The organism is Streptomyces sp. HUAS TT7 (assembly GCF_051550175.1).
Classification (GTDB): domain Bacteria; phylum Actinomycetota; class Actinomycetes; order Streptomycetales; family Streptomycetaceae; genus Streptomyces.
The window spans coordinates 7,202,109-7,220,409 of sequence record NZ_CP196175.1 but is presented as its reverse complement, the minus strand read 5'-3'; the positions used below and the strand labels follow the sequence as shown (position 1 = coordinate 7,220,409).

Here is an 18,301-nt window from a genome sequence, read left to right as displayed (position 1 = left end):
CGCCGTCCCGACTCGTCCCTCCCGCATGACACAGCCGTCCCCACCACCCGCCGAGGGAGCGCCGATGTGCTGGATGGTCGCCCTCCTGGCCCAGGACGGTCTGCAGTACGTGTACCGGGTGTACGCGCCGCGCGAGGCGCTGCCGGGCGATCTGTTCTGGGCCGCGTTCCACTGCCATGACGAGTCCGCGCGCCCACGCGCCTCGGACCTGTTCGACTCCGCGCGGATCTGGGCCCTTGAGACCCTGAAGATCTGAGCGGAGGGGCGGGGCCCACGGCGGCTTCCCGGCACAGGGCATCGGGGCCGCGACGAAATCTGACGGTTCATCAGCATTGAATGTTCGCCCGCCTCCGGCTACGTTCCGCGCACGTCCCCGTCACAGTCCCACAAAGGAGTGGTCGCATGGCCGAGGTCAGCGCGGAGGCACGTATCGAGGCTCCGGCCGAGAAGGTCTGGGCACAGCTCACCGACTTCTCCTCGTACGGCGAGTGGAACGCCACGCACACCAGCTTCCCCGCGGGCGGCCCCGGGAAGCTGGAGCTGGGCGCGACCTACGCGGAGAACATGAAGCTCATGGGCTTCCCCGCCGAAGTGGCATGGACGGTGGACGAGTTCGAGGCCGGCCGGGTGTTCGGCATCCGGGGCAAGGGCCCGATGGGCGTGAACGTCGCCAACCGCTACACGGTCATCCCCGACGGCGCGGCCACCACGGTCCGCATCGACGGCGAGTTCACGGGCGCCGCGGTCTCGCTCATGGCAGGCAAACTCAAGGACTCGGCGACGGCCGCCCTGAACGAGTCACTGCGCAAGCTCGGGGGGCTGTGCGTCTGAGCGGGCGAATGCGCCGCGGCCGACCACGCAGAACGCCCGGCCGGGACACCCCGGCCGAGCGCCTGCTCAAGCTACTTGCGATCCGATCAGGCACCCAGGTGCCGCAACGACCTCTCGGATCCACCGGCCACCGGCGTCACTCGGAACTGCCCAACCGGCACCCGTTCTCCCCCGGGGTATTGGGAATGTCGGCCGAGGTGTAGGCGACGTAGGCCATCTCCCGGCCCAATTCCGCCGCCTCTTCCTTCGTCAGGTACCGGGGGCCCTCGACGCAGCGGCCGGAGTCGGCGTCCCAGACGCCCCCTACCCGGAGGACCTTGCTGTACTCGGGTCCGGGGTCGGCCTGCGCGGAGGCGGCGGACATCGCGAGCAGCGCGACCGCGGCAAGGGCACCGAGGACTTGGACAGAGCTTCGAATGTTCATACCCGACATAACGGCCAAACTGTGAAAGTGTCACCCATGGCTGTCGGGGGCGACGGCTCAACGCGATGCCGTCGACCGGAAAGCCCGGACGACAGCATCGCGTGATCCGCTCGCAGCCTCGTCGGCCGACCACATGCCGCAACGCCCCCTCGAATTCACCGAGGGGGCGTTGGGCTTTGCCCTGCGCGAGGTTCAGTCCTCGTCGGCAAGGATCAGATAGAGCTTCTTACGGGCGTCGTTGATGACGGCGAGGGCCTTCTGGCGCTGGTCGGCGGAGCCGGTCTTCCAGACCTGGCCGAACGCCTCCATCAGACCGAAGCCGGCCTGCCGGATCTCGTGCATGGCCTCCCAGTCGACTCCGCGGCCGGCGTCCTCCCAGGGAGCCTCGGCTCCCGATTCGGCCTCCGTGCGCCCGGCGTCGGTGAGCGTGAACAGCTTCTTGCCGCCCTCGCTCTCGCTGGTGATCAGCCCCTCGTCCTCCAAGAGCTGGAGGGTGGGGTAGACCGAGCCCGGGCTGGGCTTCCAGGCCCCGCCACTGCGCTCGCCGATCTCCTGGATCATCTCGTAGCCGTGCATCGGCCGGTCCTTCAGGAGGGCCAGGATCGACGCGCGGACATCGCCGCGCCGCGCCCTGCCCCGCGGACCGCCCCGGCCGCCACGGCCACCGGGACCGAACGGTCCGCCCCACGGTCCCCCGCCGAAGCCGGGGCCGAAGGACCCGAAGGCGGAACGCCGCCCCTCGAAGTCGCCCCGACCGCGATGGCCGGGTCCTTGCTGTCCGTATCCATGTGAACGCATGGTTCGCTTCCTTCCATCGTTGATCTGTCGCGATGCGTCAACGATATATCGGTGACAGTCGCTTGGCAACCCCCGTCCGAGCAAGGGCCGCCCCCGGAAGCGGTCCAGCCACCGCGAATTGGCCTTGGCCTGCGGGTTTTCCCGTCCCGTACGGTGCCGCCATGCGCATTCGAATCGTCGACGCCTTCACCGACCGCCCCTTCGCCGGCAACCCCGCCGGCGTCCTGCTGCTCGACGCCTTCCCGGCGGACGGCTGGCTCCAGGACGTGGCCCGCGAGGTCAACCACGCCGAGACCGCCTTCGCACACCCGCTGCCGCCGGGCGGGGACGCGGACTGGGCGCTGCGCTGGTTCACCCCGGCCACCGAGGTCGACATGTGCGGCCACGCCACGCTGGCCACCGCGCACGTCCTGCACTCCACGGGCGCCGCGTCCGGGACGGTGCGGTTCGCCGCGCGCTGCGGCATCCTCAGGGCGACCGCCGCCGAGGACGGCACGATCACCCTGGACTTCCCGACCTCGCCCCTCAAGGAGGAGGCCGTCCCGGACGGCCTCGCCGAGGCGCTCGGCGCCCCGGTCGTCTCGGTCCACGACACCTCGGCCGACATCGGCGACCTCCTGGTGGAGCTGCCCGACGAGGCGGCCGTACGCGCCCTGGCGCCCGACGCCCGCGCGCTGGGGCGGCACTCCCGGCGCGGCATCATCGCGACGGCCGCGGCCGCGGATCCCGCCGCCGGGTACGACTACGTCTCGCGCTGCTTCTTCCCCAACGTCGGCATCGACGAGGACCCGGTGACGGGCAGCGCCCACACCGCGCTCGCCCCGTTCTGGTCGGCGCGCCTGGGCCGGGCCGAGCTGACCGGCCTCCAGGCCTCGGCCCGCTCCGGCCTCGTCCGTACGGAGGTGCGCGGCGAACGCACCCTGCTCACCGGCCGCGCGGTGACGGTCATTGACGGCGAGCTGCTGACCGCACCCTAGGGACACGCCTCAAGACGCGCCCTGGGCGCATGCCCCAACGACACGCTTCAAACGACGTAAGGGGCGTACGCAATAGACGTACGCCCCTTACCACCCACACTCCCGGCCGCTCACATCGTCGGCAGCCAGCTCACCTTCCCCGCGAGCAGCGCGTACCCGACGAAGGCGCCGATGTCGAGCAGCGAATGCGCCACCACCAGCGGCCCGACGCGCTGCCAGCGCCGGTAGAGCAGGACGAAGACCACGCCCATCACCATGTTGCCGATGAAGCCGCCGATGCCCTGGTAGAGGTGGTAGGAGCCGCGCAGGACGGAGCTCGCGACAAGGGCCGCCAGCGGTGTCCACCCCAACTGGCCCAGCCTGCGCAGCAGATACCCGACGACGATCACTTCTTCGAGCACGGAGTTCTGCAGCGCCGACAGAACGAGCACCGGGTACTTCCACCACACGTCGGGCAGCGACTCGGGGACGACGGTCAGGTTGCCGCCCGCCGCCCGCGCCACCAGATAGAAGGCGAGCCCCGCGCTGCCGATCCCGGCGGCGATCAGTACGCCCCGGCCGAGGTCGGACCAGGGCCGCGTCCGGTCGAAGCCGATCACCCGCAGGCCACCGGTCCGCTCGCGAAGGAGCAGGTGCGCGACGAGCGCGACCGGCACGAGCGCCGTCGCGATGCCGAAGAGCTGCCAGGCGAGATCGAGCCACGGCCGCCCGGGAGCGTAGGAGGTGTTGAGATTGGCCGCCTGGTGCTTGAGGCCGCCCGGCTTGGTGAGCGAGCCGATGAAGCTGATCAGCGCCGACACCCCGCTCGCGCCGAGCGAAAGCGCGAGTACGAGCACGGTCTCGGACCGCAGGATCCGCGGTGAAGTCCCCTCTTCGGGAAGAGAATCAGCCACGCGCTCGGCCTCCACCTGCACACCTGCCTCCAGTTGACGAATCCCGTTCCATCCCCACCGCCGCCCCGCTAGGGTCTCGAAAGAAATTACGAAGATCGCGCGCGACAGGCCGGGGGACTGGCGCCATTGCGATGGTGCGGTCTCCCTTTTTTCCTTGTTCAGGATTCAAGGAGGGGCACCACCGCCATGGGACGTCACAGCTTGCCCGACGACGCCGCGACCGGGAGCACCGGGGAGGGCAGGAGCTCCGCGCGGCGGCGCACGGTCGCCCTCGCCACCGCTCTCGTCCTGGCCGTGGCCGGGGGCACGGCCATCGCCGTACAGCGCGGGCTGCTCACCTTCGGCCACTCGTGCACGGCATCCGCCGTGCGGCTGGATCTGGTCGCCTCGCCCGATGTCGCGCCCGCCGTGAAGGCCGTCGCGGACCGGGCCCGCAAGGAGAAGATCACTTCGGACGGCTCGTGCATGGACGTCCGGGTGACCGCCCAGGACTCCTACAAGGTCGCGGCTTCGTTCACCTCAGGTGCCAAACCCGACTTCTCGGTGTGGATTCCCGACGCCGCGCTGTGGGTGGACCGGGCGAAGGACGCCAGCGGGTCGGCCTCCGTCGTCACCGCGGGCCATGTCGCCGACTCGCCCGTCGCCTTCGCCGCGGTGCCCGAGGCCGCCAAGTCGCTCGGCTGGCCTCAAAGGACGTACACCTGGGCCGAGTTGGCCGATGCGGCCGCCCTGGACGGCAAGGTGCGCCTCGGCTCGGCCGATCCGGTACACAGCGCCGCCGGGCTGCTCGCACTGAGCTGTATCGGCAGGTCGGCGGCGAGTCGGGGGCCTGAGGGCAGCACCCGGACCGCGGCCCTCGCCAAGCTGCTCTCGCAGCGGGTCTCCGACAGCGACGGCGAGCTGGCGGACACCCTCGCCCGCGACAACTCGGCGGCCGAGACGGGCAATGCGCGCCGCAACCAGGCGGTGGTCCTGTCGGAGCAGGCGGCCTTCGCGTACAACGCCTCGCGCGGCGCGGGGCAGGGGCTGCGGCTCTTCTACCCCAAGGACGGCGCCGCGCAGCTCGACTATCCGTACACGATGGTCCGCGAGGCGGGCATGAGCACCGATGAGAGCCGGGCCGCGATGCGTTTCCTGACGCTCCTCGGCGACCCCGAGTCCGTCCGGGCCCTTGCCGGGCAGGGCTTTCGTACACCGGGCCGGCCCGCCGCCGGCCCGGTCGCCTCGGCCGCCGGAGGCAGTTCGCCCCAGCCGTACGCGAGCGCCACCGCCGACCCGCCGTCGGCCCAGGAGCTGCAGGAGACGCTCGGCATGTGGACGATCACCGTGCAGAGCGCACGGCTGACGACGGTGGTGGACGCCTCGGGCTCGATGTCGGCCACGGTGCCCGACTCGGGCGGGCGCTCGCGCATGGACGTCACCAAGGCCTCGCTGCTCCAGGCGCTTGCGCAGTTCACGCCCGAGGACGAGATCGGGCTGTGGGACTTCTCCACGCACCTCGACGGCTCACGCGACTACCGCCGCCTGGTGCCGACCGCCCGGCTCGGCGACCCGACGGCCGGCGGCCGCACCCAGCGCGACAGCCTGTCGGCGGCGTTCGCCGCGCTGCAGCCGGTGCCGGGCGGCGCGACGGGGCTCTTCGACACGACGCTGGCCGCGTACAAGGAGGCGACTTCCACGTACGCGAGCGGCAAGTTCAACGCGGTGGTGCTGCTGACCGACGGCGCCAACGAGGACCCGGGCAGCATCTCGCGGGCCGACCTCGTCACACAGTTGCAGAAGCTCACCGACCCCTCGAAGCCGGTGCCGCTGATCGCCATCGCGGTCGGCCCGGACGCCGACAAGGACGAGGTGCAGCAGATCGCGAAGGCGACCGGCGGCGCCGGATACCAGGTGAACGACCCGGCCGACATCCAGGCCGTGATCCTCCAGGCGATCACGGCCCTGAGCCAGGCCCAGCACCGCGGTTAGCCCGTCGACCGGCCGGGAAAGCCGGTCGGCCAGGTGTGCACCGGCTCACCCCCGAGCATCAGCTCCCGGTAGCGCCGGGTGGTCGCCGCGAGGGCCGCGTCCCGGCCCAGCCCGGCGGCCAGCGCCCGGTGATAGGTGTCGACCTGCCAGGACGCCCCGTTCACGCGGCGCCGGCACCGCTCCTCGACGATGCCGAGATAGTGGTCCCGGTCGGCCGGCTCGACCCCCCACGCGTCGAGGCCGGCCGCCGCCAGGGGCAGCAGCTCATCGCGTACGAGCTTGACCGCGGGCACCCGGGCCAGACCGCCGCCGCGCCGGGGCGTCGGCCAGAGCAGCTCGGCGTCGATGCCGTACCGGCACGCCGTGTCGAAATTGGCGGCGGCCGACTCGAAGGGCAGTCGCGTCCACACCGGGCGGGACTCCTCCGCGAGCGCCCGCACCAGACCGTAGTAGAAGGCCGCGTTGGCAAGGACGTCGGTGACGGTGGGCCCGGCCGGGAGCACCCGGTTCTCCACCCTGAGGTGCGGCACGCCGTCGGCGATCCCGTAGACCGGCCGGTTCCAGCGGTAGATCGTGCCGTTGTGCAGCACCAGTTCCTTGAGGCGCGGCACGCCGCCGTCCGCGATGACGCGCAGCGGCTCCTCCTCGTCGCAGATGGGCAGCAGCGGCGGGAAGAAGCGCAGGTTCTCCTCGAAGAGTTCGTACGCGGACGTCACCCAGCGCTCCCCGAACCAGGTGCGCGGGCGCACCCCTTGGGCGCGCAGCTCGGCCGGTCTGGTGTCGGTGGCCTGCTCGAAGAGCGGCGGCCGCGACTCGCGCCACAGCTCCCGGCCGAACAGGAAGGGCGCGTTGGCACCAAGCACGATCTGCACGGCCGCGACCACCTGCGCCGCGTTCCACACCGCGGCGAACCGTGCGGGCGTCACCTGGAGATGCAGCTGCACGGAGGTGCAGGCCGCTTCGGGGGTGATCGACGCGGAGGTGCACACGAGCCGTTCCACCCCCTGGATGTCGAGGGTGAAATCCTCTCCGCGGGCCGCCACTATTTGATCGTTGAGCAGGGCGTAGCGGTCGACGGCGGAAAGATTCCCGGGCACGAGATCGTCCTGGGTCAGGGTCGGCAGAATTCCGATCATGATGATGTCGGCGTCGACCTCGGCGGCTTTGCGATCGGCATACCCGAGCCCGGTCCTCAACTCCTCGGCGAGCTGATCGAATACGCGGCCGCCGAGCCGGTGCGGGGCTATGTTCACTTCCAGGTTGAACATTCCGAGTTCGGTCTGGAAATCCCTGCTCGCGATGCGTTCGAGCACCTCGGCATTCATCATGCGCGGCATACCGTCGCGACCCGCGAGATTCAGCTCCAGCTCCAGCCCCATCATGTTCCTGGGGCGGTCGAACCGCTTCTGGGCCAGGAGCCTCCCGAGCCCCTCCAGGCACTGCTGTAGCTTGTCCCGGTAGCGGTGCCGATCGGACAGGTCGAATCCGCCTGCCACGACCTTCTCCCCCATCGAAGGGTCCCTCCTCGAATGGGCAGCCAGCGACACCGGCCGCTCGCGTCACGGTCGATAATGCCCAGCCTTACTGATCCATAACGCCTGCGCGGGCAGCGCCGGAAGAGTAGCCTCACAAGCTACCCATCCGGCACATTCGGCGGGCATACTGCAACGGGCAGTTACCGCCGTCGCGACAATGGTAAAAAACACCGACGAGATTCGGCCGACCCCCGGCGGGGCACCTTTCCAGGTGGGGTCCGGACACAGGACACTTCCTCGGATAAATCGCCCGCACAGAAGGACCTGATACCGACTTGCGGGCAATACCGACGACAGCTAGCCGAAACACTGCGTGAACACGTGTCGTATAAACTCTGCAAATGAGGCAGAGAGTTGGCGCCCCCGGCCATCCATCGTCGGCCCCCCTCTGACCCCGCACCGCAGACAGCGCCGTCCGCACCGCCCACGCATCACCGTGTCTCCGAAGTGAGAGGCGACCCACCATGCCGCTGCATGTCCCCCCGGCTCCCGCGCCCGCCCTGCGCAGCGTCCTCGCGGCACTCGGTTCCCCCACCGCCGTCCGCGAGGCCCGCACGCCGGCCCTCCGCTCCGCCTCAGGTCCGCTCACCCCCGAACTTCCGCTCCCGCTCCACGTCCTGGACGGAATCACCCCGGGCGGCCGGACCCCGCGCACCCGCCTGGCCGGCTGGCGTTTCCTCATCAGCGACCCGGACCGCCCGGTCGCCGCCGCGGACACCCGGCTCACTCCGGACGGCTGGGCCTTCTCGCACTTCTTCGAGGGCCCCTACATCGCCTCGACCGCGCGCGCCCTGCGCCAGGCCGAACTGCTCACCACGCACTACCAGCCCCGGCTGCTCTCGGTCCCCGAGCTGTACATGCTCACGCTGTGGCTGCACGGCGCCACCACCGCCGACGGTGCCTCGGGCACGCCCGCACCGCACGATCTGCTGGTGCCGCTCGCACCGGCCCCGCCCGGCATCTGCGCCCACCGCCCGCTGCGGGTCAGCGAACTGCTGCCGGTCCTGACCCTGCGTCTGGCCCCCGCACCGCTGCTCGGCCAGCCCGTCTGACCTCGCCTTCGGCGACGCGCGAAAAAGTGCCCCGCGACCGGTGTGGCCGCGGGGCACCGGTGTGTCTATGCTGCGTACGCGCCGTCTCCGCCATACGGGCTAGTCCGGGCGGGCCACTGCGAACCACCCGAAAAGACAAGCCAGTTGAGCTGAACCGTCCGTGCGGGTGACACGTCATTAAGCAGTAGGAAGCGCTGCCGCGAAATCCCTGCGGATTGACGCCCGTGGGGCAACACTGGGATCGGACCGACCGACTTACTACGGGGGGCGGCCATGAACAACCAAGCATCGAGCCGCAGCACACTCACCACGACGCAGCGAAAGAACGCATCCATGTGCCAGCACCAGCCAGCCTGCCCGACAGCCTTCTCCGCCGACCGGGAAGCCGCGAAGCCCGTGGCACACCACCCGGAGCAGGGCTGGAGCCTGCTGTGCAACGGTGTCCTGCTCTTCGAGGACACCGGTGAGCTGCTGCCGGACGGGCAGATCATCGCCCCGCACCGGTCGCTCACGGCCGAGCAGGTGGCGACCGCCGCCTAGCGCGGCCTCGTACGGACAGCTCTCGTACGGACGCATCCCCAGCGGACTCGTCCCGTACGGAAACACAAGGGCCGGCCCGGGGAACACCCCCGAACCGGCCCTTACGCATGTGTCGGGTCAGTTGTCGTACTCGTCCAGCGGCGGGCAGGAGCAGACCAGGTTGCGGTCGCCGAAGGCTCCGTCGATGCGGCGGACCGGCGGCCAGTACTTGTCGGCGGCCGACACACCGGCCGGGAAGACGGCGTCCTCACGGCTGTAGGCGTGGTTCCACTCGCCGCCGAGCGCGGCCGCGGTGTGCGGGGCGTTGGCGAGCGGGTTGTCGTCGGCCGGCCAGGCGCCGGAGGCGACCTTCTCGATCTCGCCGCGGATCGCGATCATCGTGTCGCAGAACCGGTCGATCTCGGCCAGGTACTCGGACTCGGTGGGCTCGATCATCAGCGTGCCGGCCACCGGGAACGACATGGTCGGCGCGTGGAAGCCGTAGTCGATCAGGCGCTTGGCGATGTCGTCGACGCTGACGCCGGTCGCCTTGGACAGCGGCCGCAGGTCCACGATGCACTCGTGCGCGACGAGTCCGTTGGGGCCCGTGTAGAGCACCGGGTAGTGCGGCTCCAGGCGCTTGGCGATGTAGTTGGCGGCGAGCACGGCGACCTGGGTCGCGCGCTTGAGGCCCTCGCCGCCCATGAGACGTACGTACGCCCACGAGATCGGCAGGATGCCGGCCGAGCCCCACGGGGCCGCCGAGATCGGGCCGACGCCCGTCTCCGGACCGGCGGTCGGCTGCAGCGGGTGGTTCGGCAGGTACGGCGCGAGGTGCGCCCGCACACCGACCGGGCCGACGCCGGGGCCGCCGCCGCCGTGCGGGATGCAGAACGTCTTGTGCAGGTTGAGGTGCGAGACGTCGCCGCCGAACTTGCCCGGCTTGGCGAGCCCGACCAGGGCGTTGAGGTTGGCGCCGTCGACGTACACCTGGCCGCCGGCCTCGTGGACCAGGCCGCAGATGTCGGCGACGTGCTCCTCGAACACGCCGTGCGTGGACGGGTAGGTGATCATCAGGACCGAGAGCTCGTCGCGGTACTGCTCGATCTTGGCGCGCAGGTCGTCGGCGTCGACCTCGCCGTCGTCGGCGGTCTTGACGACGACGACCTTCATGCCGGCCATCACGGCGCTGGCCGCGTTGGTGCCGTGCGCGGAGGACGGGATGAGGCAGATGGTGCGCTGGGTGTCGCCGTTGGCGCGGTGGTAGGCGCGGACCGCCAGCAGACCCGCGAGCTCGCCCTGCGAACCGGCGTTGGGCTGGATGGACACCGCGTCGTACCCGGTGACTTCGGCGAGCCGCTCCTCCAGCTCACGGATGAGCGTGAGGTAGCCGGCGGCCTGCTCGACCGGCGCGAAGGGGTGCATCTGGCCGAACTCGGGCCAGGTCACCGGCTCCATCTCGGTGGTCGCGTTCAGCTTCATGGTGCAGGAGCCGAGCGGGATCATGCCGCGGTCGAGCGCGTAGTCGCGGTCGGCGAGCTTGCGCAGGTAGCGCAGCATCGCCGTCTCGGAGCGGTGCTGGTGGAAGACCGGGTGAGTCAGGAAGTCATCGGTGCGCAGCAGGGCGGTCGGCAGGGTGTCGGCGGCCGCGGCATCCAGCGCCTCGACATCGGCGTCGGCCCCGAACGCGGCCCAGACGGCGGCCAGTTGGGCCCGGGTGGTGGTCTCGTCGCAGGCGATGGTGACGGTGTCCGCGTCGACCAGGTGCAGGTTGACCCCGCCCTCGCGGGCGGCGGCGACGGCCGCTGCGGCCTTGCCCGGAACGCGCACCGTCAGGGTGTCGAAGTAGGAGCCGTGGGCGACGTCGACACCGGCGGCCTTCAGGCCCTCGGCGAGCACGACGGCGTAGCGGTGGGTGCGCTGCGCGATCTGCTTCAGCCCGTCCGGACCGTGGTAGACGGCGTACATCCCGGCCATGACGGCGAGCAGCACCTGGGCGGTGCAGATGTTGCTGGTGGCCTTCTCGCGGCGGATGTGCTGCTCGCGGGTCTGCAGGGCCAGGCGGTACGCCTTGTTGCCGTCGGCGTCGACGGAGACACCGACGAGCCGGCCGGGCAGGGAGCGGGCGAACTTCTCCTGGACGGCCATGAACCCGGCGTGCGGGCCGCCGAAGCCCATCGGGACCCCGAAGCGCTGGGTGGTGCCGACGGCGATGTCCGCGCCGAGCGAGCCGGGCGAGGCGAGCAGGGTGAGGGCGAGGAGGTCGGCGGCGACGGTGACGATCGCGCCGAGCTCGTGGGCCGCGTCGATGACCGGCTTCAGGTCGCGGACCTGGCCGGAGGCGCCCGGGTACTGGAGCAGCACGCCGAAGACACCGCGCTCGGCGACCTCGGCCGGGATGCCCTCGCTCAGGTCGGCGACGACGACCTCGACACCGGTCGGCTCGGCGCGTGTCCGGATCACGGCGACGGTCTGGGGCAGGGTGTCGGCGTCGACGAGGAAGACCCCGCCCTTGACCTTGCCCACACGCCGCGAAAGGGCGAGCGCCTCGGCTGCGGCGGTGCCCTCGTCGAGCAGCGAGGCGCCCGAGGTCGGCAGGCCGGTCAGCTCGGCGACCATGGTCTGGAAGTTGAGCAGCGCCTCCAGGCGGCCCTGCGAGATCTCCGGCTGGTAGGGCGTGTACGCCGTGTACCAGGCCGGGTTCTCCATGACGTTGCGCAGGATCACCGGCGGCGTGAAGGTGCCGTAGTAGCCGAGGCCGATCATCGGGGCGAGCACCTGGTTGCGGTCCGCGAGCTGACGCAGCTCGGCGAGCACCTCGGCCTCGGTCCGCGCCTCGGGCAGCCCCAGCGCCCCGGCGCTCTTGATGACATCGGGAACGGCGGCGGCGGTCAGCTCGTCGAGCGAGCCGTAGCCGACCTGCGCAAGCATCTTCGCCTGAGCCTCGGCATCGGGCCCGATGTGGCGCTGCTCGAACGGGATGCCACGCTCCAGCTGGCTGAGCGGAATGCGGTTGGCGGTCATTACGGAGGCCTCCTGGTCGCACGACCTGCGAGGGGCACCACGGCGCGGGTACCCGGACGGCCTCCCCCTCTGTCATCTCAACCTGAGAGCTTCACCGGGGCGCATGGGGGCGACCCGGTTTTCACCGTCGGTGAGGAAAGGTTCCGCCCGGGCCGAAGAGCCCGCGCATCCCCCGTCCTGCTTTCCAGAGTGACCTCGTCCGTGCGGTCCGTGGGCCTGAGAGATTCCGGGGAGGAGTTGCTCCTTCGGCGCCCGCCGAGAACTCAATGAGCACTTCGGAGGGCTCTCCCGCACGGGGTCAGCAGCCGTTTGCCAGCCTACCAGCGAGGTCCGAGCCCGAATCTTTGTTCAACTGCTCAAGTGGCCAACACCCACGATGTGCACTTTCGTAGTGCTTATGGAGCAGTTGTGACCGGTTGCGACCAGTTGGAGGGACCGTGCAGACCGATATCGATCCGCGCAGCCTGATCGGCCGCAAGGCGTACGACCGCAGTGGACGCAAGCTCGGAACGGTGGACGAGGTCTACCTCGACGACGCGACCGGCGTACCGGAGTGGGCGGCGGTGCGGACCGGCCTGTTCAGCCGGGATGCCTTCGTCCCGCTCGAACCGAGCACCCTGGTCGACGAGGCGCTGCACGTACCGTACGAGCGCGCCCTCATCAAGGACGCCCCCGACTTCGGCGTGGGCCGCCATCTCTCCCCGGAACAGGAGATCCAGCTCTACCACCACTACGGTCTGGACATCGCGGCCCCCGCCCCCGGCCCGCCGCCCCCCGACCGCGACTTCGGCTACCTTGCCAACGGAGACGCCTGACCGGCCGGGGTCCCAGCCCCGGCCTCCGTCTCGGCCTTCCCGCCCGTCCCCATCCCCGTCCCTGTCTCGGTCTCGGTCTCCTCGACCGGAGGCAGTGGCTCCGGTGTCTCGACCAGGGGCAGCGGCTCCGACGGCTCCAGGCCGGGATCGTCCACCCTGAAGGTCCGCACCCGCCCCGGCACCAGCGACGTCGGCGTCTCGAAGCGCACGGTGACCCGCCCGACGCCGCTGCCCTGCACCCATCCCGGCCCGTACTCGGCGTGCGTCACGTCGTGCCCGGCCAGCCACCGCCGCTGAGCCGGATCCTCGACCGGCTCAGCCTCCGCGGCGGCCACCGGGGCCTCCTCGCCCTCGGGCTCCTCCTCGCCCCGTTCCTCCGCGGCCCGCTCCTCCGCCGCCTGCGCAAACAGGTCCTCCTGCGTGAAATCGGCGAGCCCGCTGACGCCCACGCCGAGCAGCCGCACTCCGCCCGTGGTGTCCACGGAGTCGAGCAGCCGCCCGGCGGCCTCCCGCACCACCCCCGGGTCGTCCGTGGGCCCGCGCAGCGTCTCGGAACGCGTCAGCGTCGAGAAGTCGTAACGGCGGACCTTGAGCACGATGGTGCGGCCCGAGTGCCCGGACGCCCGCAGCCGCTGCACACACCGGTCGGCGAGCCGGCCGACCTCGGTCATGATCCGCACCCGGTCGTGCAGGTCCACGTCGAAGGTGTCCTCCACCGACACCGACTTGGTGTCCCGCTCGGCCACCACGGGCCGGTCGTCGTGCCCGGCCGCCATCCGGTACAGCGACGCCCCGTGCGACTTCCCCAGCAGCCGTACGAGCTCGTCCTCCCCCGCCTCGGCGAGGTCGGCCACAGTGGTCATCCCGGCCCGCCGCAGATGCTCCCCGGTGGCCGGGCCCACGCCCGGCAGGGTGCGCACCGGCATCGGGGCGAGCAGCCCCCGCTCGGTGCCGGGTTCTATGAGCCGGAGCCCGTCCGGCTTCGCCTGCTCGGAGGCGATCTTGGCCAGCATCTTGGATCCGGCGAGCCCGACCGACCCGCTCAGCCCCGTGACCGCCCTGATGTCCCTGCGCAGCCGCTCACCGGCCTCCCGCGCGGCGACCGACCCGAAGGCCACCCCGCCGGCTTCCAGGTCCACGAAGGCCTCGTCCAGGCTCAGCGGCTCGACCAGCGGCGACAGTCGGCGGAGCAGCTCCATCACCTGCTCGCTGACCGTGCGGTACAGCTGGAAGCGCGGCACCAGATAGGCCGCGTTCGGACAGAGCCGCCGGGCCTGCGCCATCGGCATCGCCGAGCGCACCCCGAAGCGCCTGGCCTCGTACGACGCCGTCGAGACCACCCCGCGCGGGCCGAGGCCGCCCACGATGACCGGTTTTCCACGCAGGCTGGGCTTCGACGCCTGCTCTGCGGCGGCGAAGAAGGCATCCATGTCCAGATGCAGGATGGTCGGCGCGGCTCTCACGTAACCGATGCTGCCGTACGCCACTGACAATCGGCCCCGGCACGGCCGCCGGGCGGGTCAGACCGCGCGGTTGCGGCGCCTGGCCAGCTCGTCGGCCGGGTTGTGCCCGACCAGGGTCTCGCCGGTGTCGACGCGCTCGCCGTGCAGTTGCGAGAGGGCCGCCTCGACGTCCCGCCACACCACGCCCACGGCGATCCCGAAGACGCCCTGGCCGCCCTGGAGCAGGTTCACGACCTCGTCCGGGGACGAGCACTCGTACACCGTGGCCCCGTCGCTCATCAGCGTCATCCGCTCCAGGTCGCGGAAGCCGCGCTCACGCAGGTGCTGGACCGCGGCGCGGATGTTCTGGAGCGCGACACCGGTGTCGAGGAAGCGCTTGACGATCTTCAGGACGACTACGTCCCGGAAGCTGTAGAGACGCTGGGTGCCGGATCCGTAGGCCGGACGGACACTGGGCTCGACCAGGCCGGTACGGGCCCAGTAGTCGAGCTGTCGGTAGGTGATCCCCGCCGCCGCGCACGCGGTCGGCCCCCGGTATCCGATCGTTTCGGTACTCGGGTCGGCCGCACTGCTGTGAAGCGGGTACGGCCCGCTCTCCCCCGGAGTTCGTCCGGGAGCGCCCCCTGCCGTACCGTCGCCGCTCATTCTCACGCCGACCCTCCGTCCTTGACCTGCCCACTCGACGGTAGGCAGTCACTCGGGGTGCGTCAACGATCGCCACACTCGGCACGCCGAGTGATAATCACCCTGAGAGTGGTTTCCCGTGTCTCTCTCGCGGGAAAGGCTACTCGAATGCGCCGAAACTCCCCCGGCGTACGCGCCGCGCACGGCCCCCCCTGGGACGGCCCCCGGATCACTCGTATCCGGTGCTCACTGGCTGTTGGTGCCGAAGTCCTCGGGCGAGATCTGGTCGAGGAACTCGCGGAACTTCTCGACTTCGTCCTCCTGCTCGTCCGGGATGGCGATTCCCGCGTCGTCGAGGACCCCGTCACTGCCGTAGATCGGCGTTCCGGTGCGCAGGGCCAGCGCTATGGCGTCGGACGGCCGGGCGCTCACCTCCACACCACTGGCAAAGACCAGCTCCGCGTAGAAGACGCCTTCGCGCAGGTCCGTGATGCGGACTTCGGTCAGCTCCTGGCCCACGGCCTCGAGCACGTCCTTGAAAAGATCGTGCGTCAGCGGCCGCGCCGGTGCCATCCCCTGCTGGGCGAAGGCGATCGCGGTCGCCTCCCCTGGACCGATCCAGATGGGGAGGTACCTATCGCCTCCCACTTCACGCAGGAGCACGATCGGTTGGTTGGAGGGCATTTCCACCCGGACACCCACGACGTCGAGCTCGTTCACACAGCAACCCTAGGACGTGCTCGGCAGGTTTGGGTAGTCGGGCACCTACAAGATCAGTGAAGCCGGACACCCAGGGCGGTCTGCACCAGTGCCGCGTGGAGCCGCACGGACAGCGCCGCGAGCTCCTTCGTGGTGGCCTCCGCATGGGCCCTGGTCTGCGGATTGCGGTGCAGCCGAAGCGGTGCCACGACCTGCTCGACCAAGCCGGCCTCCCGGTCGGCGGCGGCCTTCATGGCGCGCAGGTGGCGCGGTTCCAGGCCGAATCGCCCCAGATCCGCCACAAGTCGCGCCACATTCACCGACTCCGCGTCGAATCCGCCCTCGGGCCCGGGCGTGACCAGGCCGTACGACTCCCATTCGGCCAGCTCCGCCTCGGTCACCTCGGCGGCGGCTATCAGCTCCGCGCGGCCCACGCGGGCTGCTGTGGGCCGGTCCGCCCCCGGCTCGCCGAAGCCGTCGAGCAGCTCGCGGGGACCTCCAGGAGCCGGCACGGAGGGCCGCTCGCCCCGGCTGAGCGCGTCCAGGTGCTCGCGGATGACCTTGAGCGGCAGATAGTGGTCCCGCTGCATGCGCAGCACCTGAGCGAGGCGCTCGACGTCCCTGTCACTGAATTTGCGGTACCCCGACGGCGTACGCCGCGGTTCCACCAGGCCCTCGGACTCGAGGAACCGGATCTTCGAGATCGTCACTTCGGGAAATTCGTCGCGCAGCTGGTTGAGCACCCCGCCGATACTCATCAGCCGGCCGCCCGCGGCGGCGGTGCCGGATCCGGCACCGCCCGTCGGTGTCTGCAGCATGAACTTTCCCCGGCCGCGGCTCAGAGAGCGCGCTGGCTCGCGTAGAAGACCAGCCGGTACTTCCCGATCTGGACCTCGTCGCCATTGGCCAGGTCGACGGAGTCGATCCGCTCACGGTTCACGTACGTGCCGTTGAGGCTGCCGACGTCGGAGACGGTGAAACGCCCGTCGGGACCACGCCGGAACTCCACGTGGCGGCGCGAGACAGTCACGTCGTCCAGGAAGATGTCGCTCTGCGGGTGACGGCCCGCCGTGGTCAGCTCGCCGTCCAGGAGGAAGCGGCTTCCCGAGTTCGGCCCGCGGCGCACCACCAGGAGCGCCGAGCCCTGCGGCAGGGCGTCGACCGCGGCCTGTGCCTCCGGAGAGAGCGACGGCAGCTGCGTCTGGCCCGTCACCTCGGAGTCGTACGCCTCGAGGCCGGAGATAGAGATGGTCGAAGTGGTCTCGGAGGCACGCTCCGGAACGACACCCGGCCGCAGCGGGGCACCGCAGTTGGAGCAGAAGCGGCTGGCAGCGGCATTGCTGTGCCCGCACCTCGTACAAACAGGCATGCCCGACATCGACGGATCCTCCTGCCGCGGCGGCACCGCGTGGGCACTGGTGGCGTACGGGTCGGAGTCAAACCCTCCACCCGTACTTGAGGTTGACGGTTCCCCGAAACCTATGCGCCCTGCACCCGCAGGGTCAACAGACGACGCGCCCGGAATGTCACCACCGGAACCAGCCACCTCATCGCGGAACAGCGGACGCTCGCCGCCCTGCTCCTCCGCCCCTCCGGGGCGCTGAGCACGGTGCCTGGCGGCGCTGCCGCTGTCCTGGCGTGCGCTCTTGCCGAACAACTTCGCAAACAACTTCACGGGCGATTCCCCTTGACCGAAATAGACCCGCCCGTGGGGCAGGACGAACCCAGAATCAACACACCTGCCGACCCGGACATTCTCACAACGTCCGTATCCGCCAAACAGTTTCCACCACGCACCACTGTTACGGAGCGGCGACCCCCCGCAACCTCCTGCCCTTGTGCGGCAGGTCTCACGCCCACTCTCATCAGTGCGAGGACGACTGAGCGTAGTCAGGCCGCTTCGCGGCTCGCAAGGCGTTCACAACGATCTTCTCCGAGCGGGCCACTGTGGCGGTGGCCTGCTCCTTCTCCAGAGTCTGCACGACTCCACCGGGGATGTTCAGCGCCGGCTCCAGATCCTGCGGCTTGCCGATCACCTTGAAGACGTACGGCGGGGCGACCTTCTTGCCGTCGACACCGATGCCGCCGGTCTCGTCCGAGAAGTACGTATTGGCCACCACACGGACGTCGTTGATCTGAATCGCCTCCGCCCCTGCTGCGCGCAGCTCCTGCACCGTGTCAAGTACCTTGTCGGACTCGACAGCGCCCTTCGGGTCGCTGATCGTCAACGTGATGCCGGGACCCTGCGCCGCGACCGTGCCGGCCAGGATGCCGAGCTGCTGCTCCTTCTCCACGGTCTGCTTGCGCGCCTCCTCCGCCTGGTTCGAGCTGGTCTCCAGCTCGGTGCGCTGGCCCTCCAGACGCTGCTTCTCATCCTCAAGACGCTTCGTACGCGAGTCGAGTTCATCCAGGATGCGCACCAGATCCTCCTGGCGAGCGCCGCGCAGCGCGCTGTTGTCGCTGTTCGAGCGGACCTGGATGGCGAGACCGAGACCGAGGACGAACAGCAGCAGCGCCACGATGAGCTGCGCCCTGCTGACTCGCGGCGGCCACAGGCCCGCGGCGAGCCGTTGGCGCCCCGTCATCTGGGCTTTGGCCTCGCCCGGTTCGTCCGGGGTCTCGACGGGCCGCTCCTCGTCGCCGTCACCCTGATCGGTGTTCTTCACGTCACTCATC

Annotated in this window: 18 protein-coding genes and 1 riboswitch; of the genes, 7 read left to right on the top strand and 11 right to left on the bottom strand. The window is 70.4% G+C overall.

The annotated features are described in order from the left end of the window. Nucleotides 1–64: 64 nt before the first annotated feature. Nucleotides 65–256 (top strand): hypothetical protein, encoded by a 192-nt coding sequence (locus tag ACSHXC_RS32565; RefSeq protein ID WP_438294940.1) that lies wholly within the window; start codon nt 65–67, stop codon nt 254–256. 146 nt (nt 257–402) lie between these two features. After that, nucleotides 403–831, top strand: a complete 429-nt coding sequence (locus tag ACSHXC_RS32560) for a type II toxin-antitoxin system Rv0910 family toxin (RefSeq protein ID WP_438294939.1) — start codon at nt 403–405, stop codon at nt 829–831. A gap of 136 nt (nt 832–967) precedes the next feature. Here the strand turns inward: ACSHXC_RS32560 and ACSHXC_RS32555 are convergent, their stop codons facing one another. Both ACSHXC_RS32555 and ACSHXC_RS32550 read right to left on the bottom strand, forming a co-directional pair. Next, on the bottom strand, nt 968–1,255 hold the full coding sequence (locus ACSHXC_RS32555; RefSeq protein WP_438294938.1) for a hypothetical protein: 288 nt from the start codon (nt 1,253–1,255) through the stop codon (nt 968–970). A 192-nt stretch (nt 1,256–1,447) separates the two neighbouring features. Beyond that, on the bottom strand, nt 1,448–2,053 hold the full coding sequence (locus ACSHXC_RS32550) for a PadR family transcriptional regulator (RefSeq protein WP_438294937.1): 606 nt from the start codon (nt 2,051–2,053) through the stop codon (nt 1,448–1,450). Between the two features lie 161 nt (nt 2,054–2,214). On the opposite strand from ACSHXC_RS32550, the gene ACSHXC_RS32545 reads away from it, so the two are divergent. After that, nucleotides 2,215–3,030 carry a PhzF family phenazine biosynthesis protein gene (locus ACSHXC_RS32545; protein WP_438294936.1) on the top strand — a complete coding sequence of 272 codons (816 nt, stop codon included), beginning with the start codon at nt 2,215–2,217 and terminating at the stop codon, nt 3,028–3,030. Nucleotides 3,031–3,140: 110 nt separating this feature from the next. Here the strand turns inward: ACSHXC_RS32545 and ACSHXC_RS32540 are convergent, their stop codons facing one another. Then, the gene (locus tag ACSHXC_RS32540; protein ID WP_438294935.1) at nt 3,141–3,923 is read right to left on the bottom strand and encodes a CPBP family intramembrane glutamic endopeptidase; all 783 of its coding nucleotides are present in this window, start codon (nt 3,921–3,923) and stop codon (nt 3,141–3,143) included. Nucleotides 3,924–4,109: 186 nt separating this feature from the next. Between ACSHXC_RS32540 and ACSHXC_RS32535 the strand changes: the two genes are divergently transcribed. Further along, complete coding sequence (locus ACSHXC_RS32535; protein ID WP_438294934.1) at nt 4,110–5,894, top strand: VWA domain-containing protein; 1,785 nt, start codon at nt 4,110–4,112, stop codon at nt 5,892–5,894. On the opposite strand, the gene ACSHXC_RS32530 is transcribed toward ACSHXC_RS32535, so the two are convergent. After that, nucleotides 5,891–7,405 carry a glutamate--cysteine ligase gene (locus tag ACSHXC_RS32530; RefSeq protein ID WP_438294933.1) on the bottom strand — a complete coding sequence of 505 codons (1,515 nt, stop codon included), beginning with the start codon at nt 7,403–7,405 and terminating at the stop codon, nt 5,891–5,893. The two genes, ACSHXC_RS32535 and ACSHXC_RS32530, sit on opposite strands and share 4 nt — an antisense overlap. Before the next feature lie 488 nt (nt 7,406–7,893). Between ACSHXC_RS32530 and ACSHXC_RS32525 the strand changes: the two genes are divergently transcribed. Next, nucleotides 7,894–8,481, top strand: coding sequence for a hypothetical protein (locus tag ACSHXC_RS32525; protein WP_386001917.1), 588 nt, complete (start codon nt 7,894–7,896; stop codon nt 8,479–8,481). Nucleotides 8,482–8,814: 333 nt separating this feature from the next. After that, nucleotides 8,815–9,021 carry a DUF5999 family protein gene (locus tag ACSHXC_RS32520; RefSeq protein ID WP_053729707.1) on the top strand — a complete coding sequence of 69 codons (207 nt, stop codon included), beginning with the start codon at nt 8,815–8,817 and terminating at the stop codon, nt 9,019–9,021. Nucleotides 9,022–9,138: 117 nt separating this feature from the next. On the opposite strand, the gene gcvP is transcribed toward ACSHXC_RS32520, so the two are convergent. Then, nucleotides 9,139–12,024: an aminomethyl-transferring glycine dehydrogenase gene (gene gcvP, locus ACSHXC_RS32515; protein ID WP_438294932.1), complete on the bottom strand. Its 2,886-nt coding sequence runs from the start codon at nt 12,022–12,024 to the stop codon at nt 9,139–9,141. A gap of 194 nt (nt 12,025–12,218) precedes the next feature. After that, nucleotides 12,219–12,325, bottom strand: a riboswitch (glycine riboswitch). A gap of 136 nt (nt 12,326–12,461) precedes the next feature. Here gcvP and ACSHXC_RS32510 point away from each other — a divergent pair. Further along, entirely contained in the window at nt 12,462–12,839 is a 378-nt protein-coding gene (locus ACSHXC_RS32510; protein ID WP_438294931.1) for a PRC-barrel domain-containing protein, read from the top strand. Here ACSHXC_RS32510 and ACSHXC_RS32505 read toward each other — a convergent pair. The 6 genes from ACSHXC_RS32505 to ACSHXC_RS32480 form a co-directional block, all read right to left on the bottom strand. Next, nucleotides 12,815–14,302 carry a DNA polymerase IV gene (locus ACSHXC_RS32505; RefSeq protein WP_438294930.1) on the bottom strand — a complete coding sequence of 496 codons (1,488 nt, stop codon included), beginning with the start codon at nt 14,300–14,302 and terminating at the stop codon, nt 12,815–12,817. The two genes, ACSHXC_RS32510 and ACSHXC_RS32505, sit on opposite strands and share 25 nt — an antisense overlap. A 57-nt stretch (nt 14,303–14,359) precedes the next feature. Then, the gene (locus ACSHXC_RS32500) at nt 14,360–14,947 is read right to left on the bottom strand and encodes a MerR family transcriptional regulator (protein ID WP_438296956.1); all 588 of its coding nucleotides are present in this window, start codon (nt 14,945–14,947) and stop codon (nt 14,360–14,362) included. A 225-nt stretch (nt 14,948–15,172) separates the two neighbouring features. After that, nucleotides 15,173–15,646: a bifunctional nuclease family protein gene (locus tag ACSHXC_RS32495; RefSeq protein WP_006123076.1), complete on the bottom strand. Its 474-nt coding sequence runs from the start codon at nt 15,644–15,646 to the stop codon at nt 15,173–15,175. 53 nt (nt 15,647–15,699) lie between these two features. Beyond that, a complete protein-coding gene (gene ftsR / locus ACSHXC_RS32490) occupies nt 15,700–16,443 on the bottom strand; it encodes a transcriptional regulator FtsR (protein WP_438294929.1) in 744 nt (247 codons plus the stop codon). A gap of 20 nt (nt 16,444–16,463) precedes the next feature. After that, entirely contained in the window at nt 16,464–17,408 is a 945-nt protein-coding gene (locus ACSHXC_RS32485; RefSeq protein ID WP_438296954.1) for an FHA domain-containing protein, read from the bottom strand. Nucleotides 17,409–17,490: 82 nt separating this feature from the next. Next, nucleotides 17,491–18,300 (bottom strand): DUF881 domain-containing protein, encoded by an 810-nt coding sequence (locus ACSHXC_RS32480; protein ID WP_438294928.1) that lies wholly within the window; start codon nt 18,298–18,300, stop codon nt 17,491–17,493. Between the last annotated feature and the right edge of the window lies 1 nt (nt 18,301).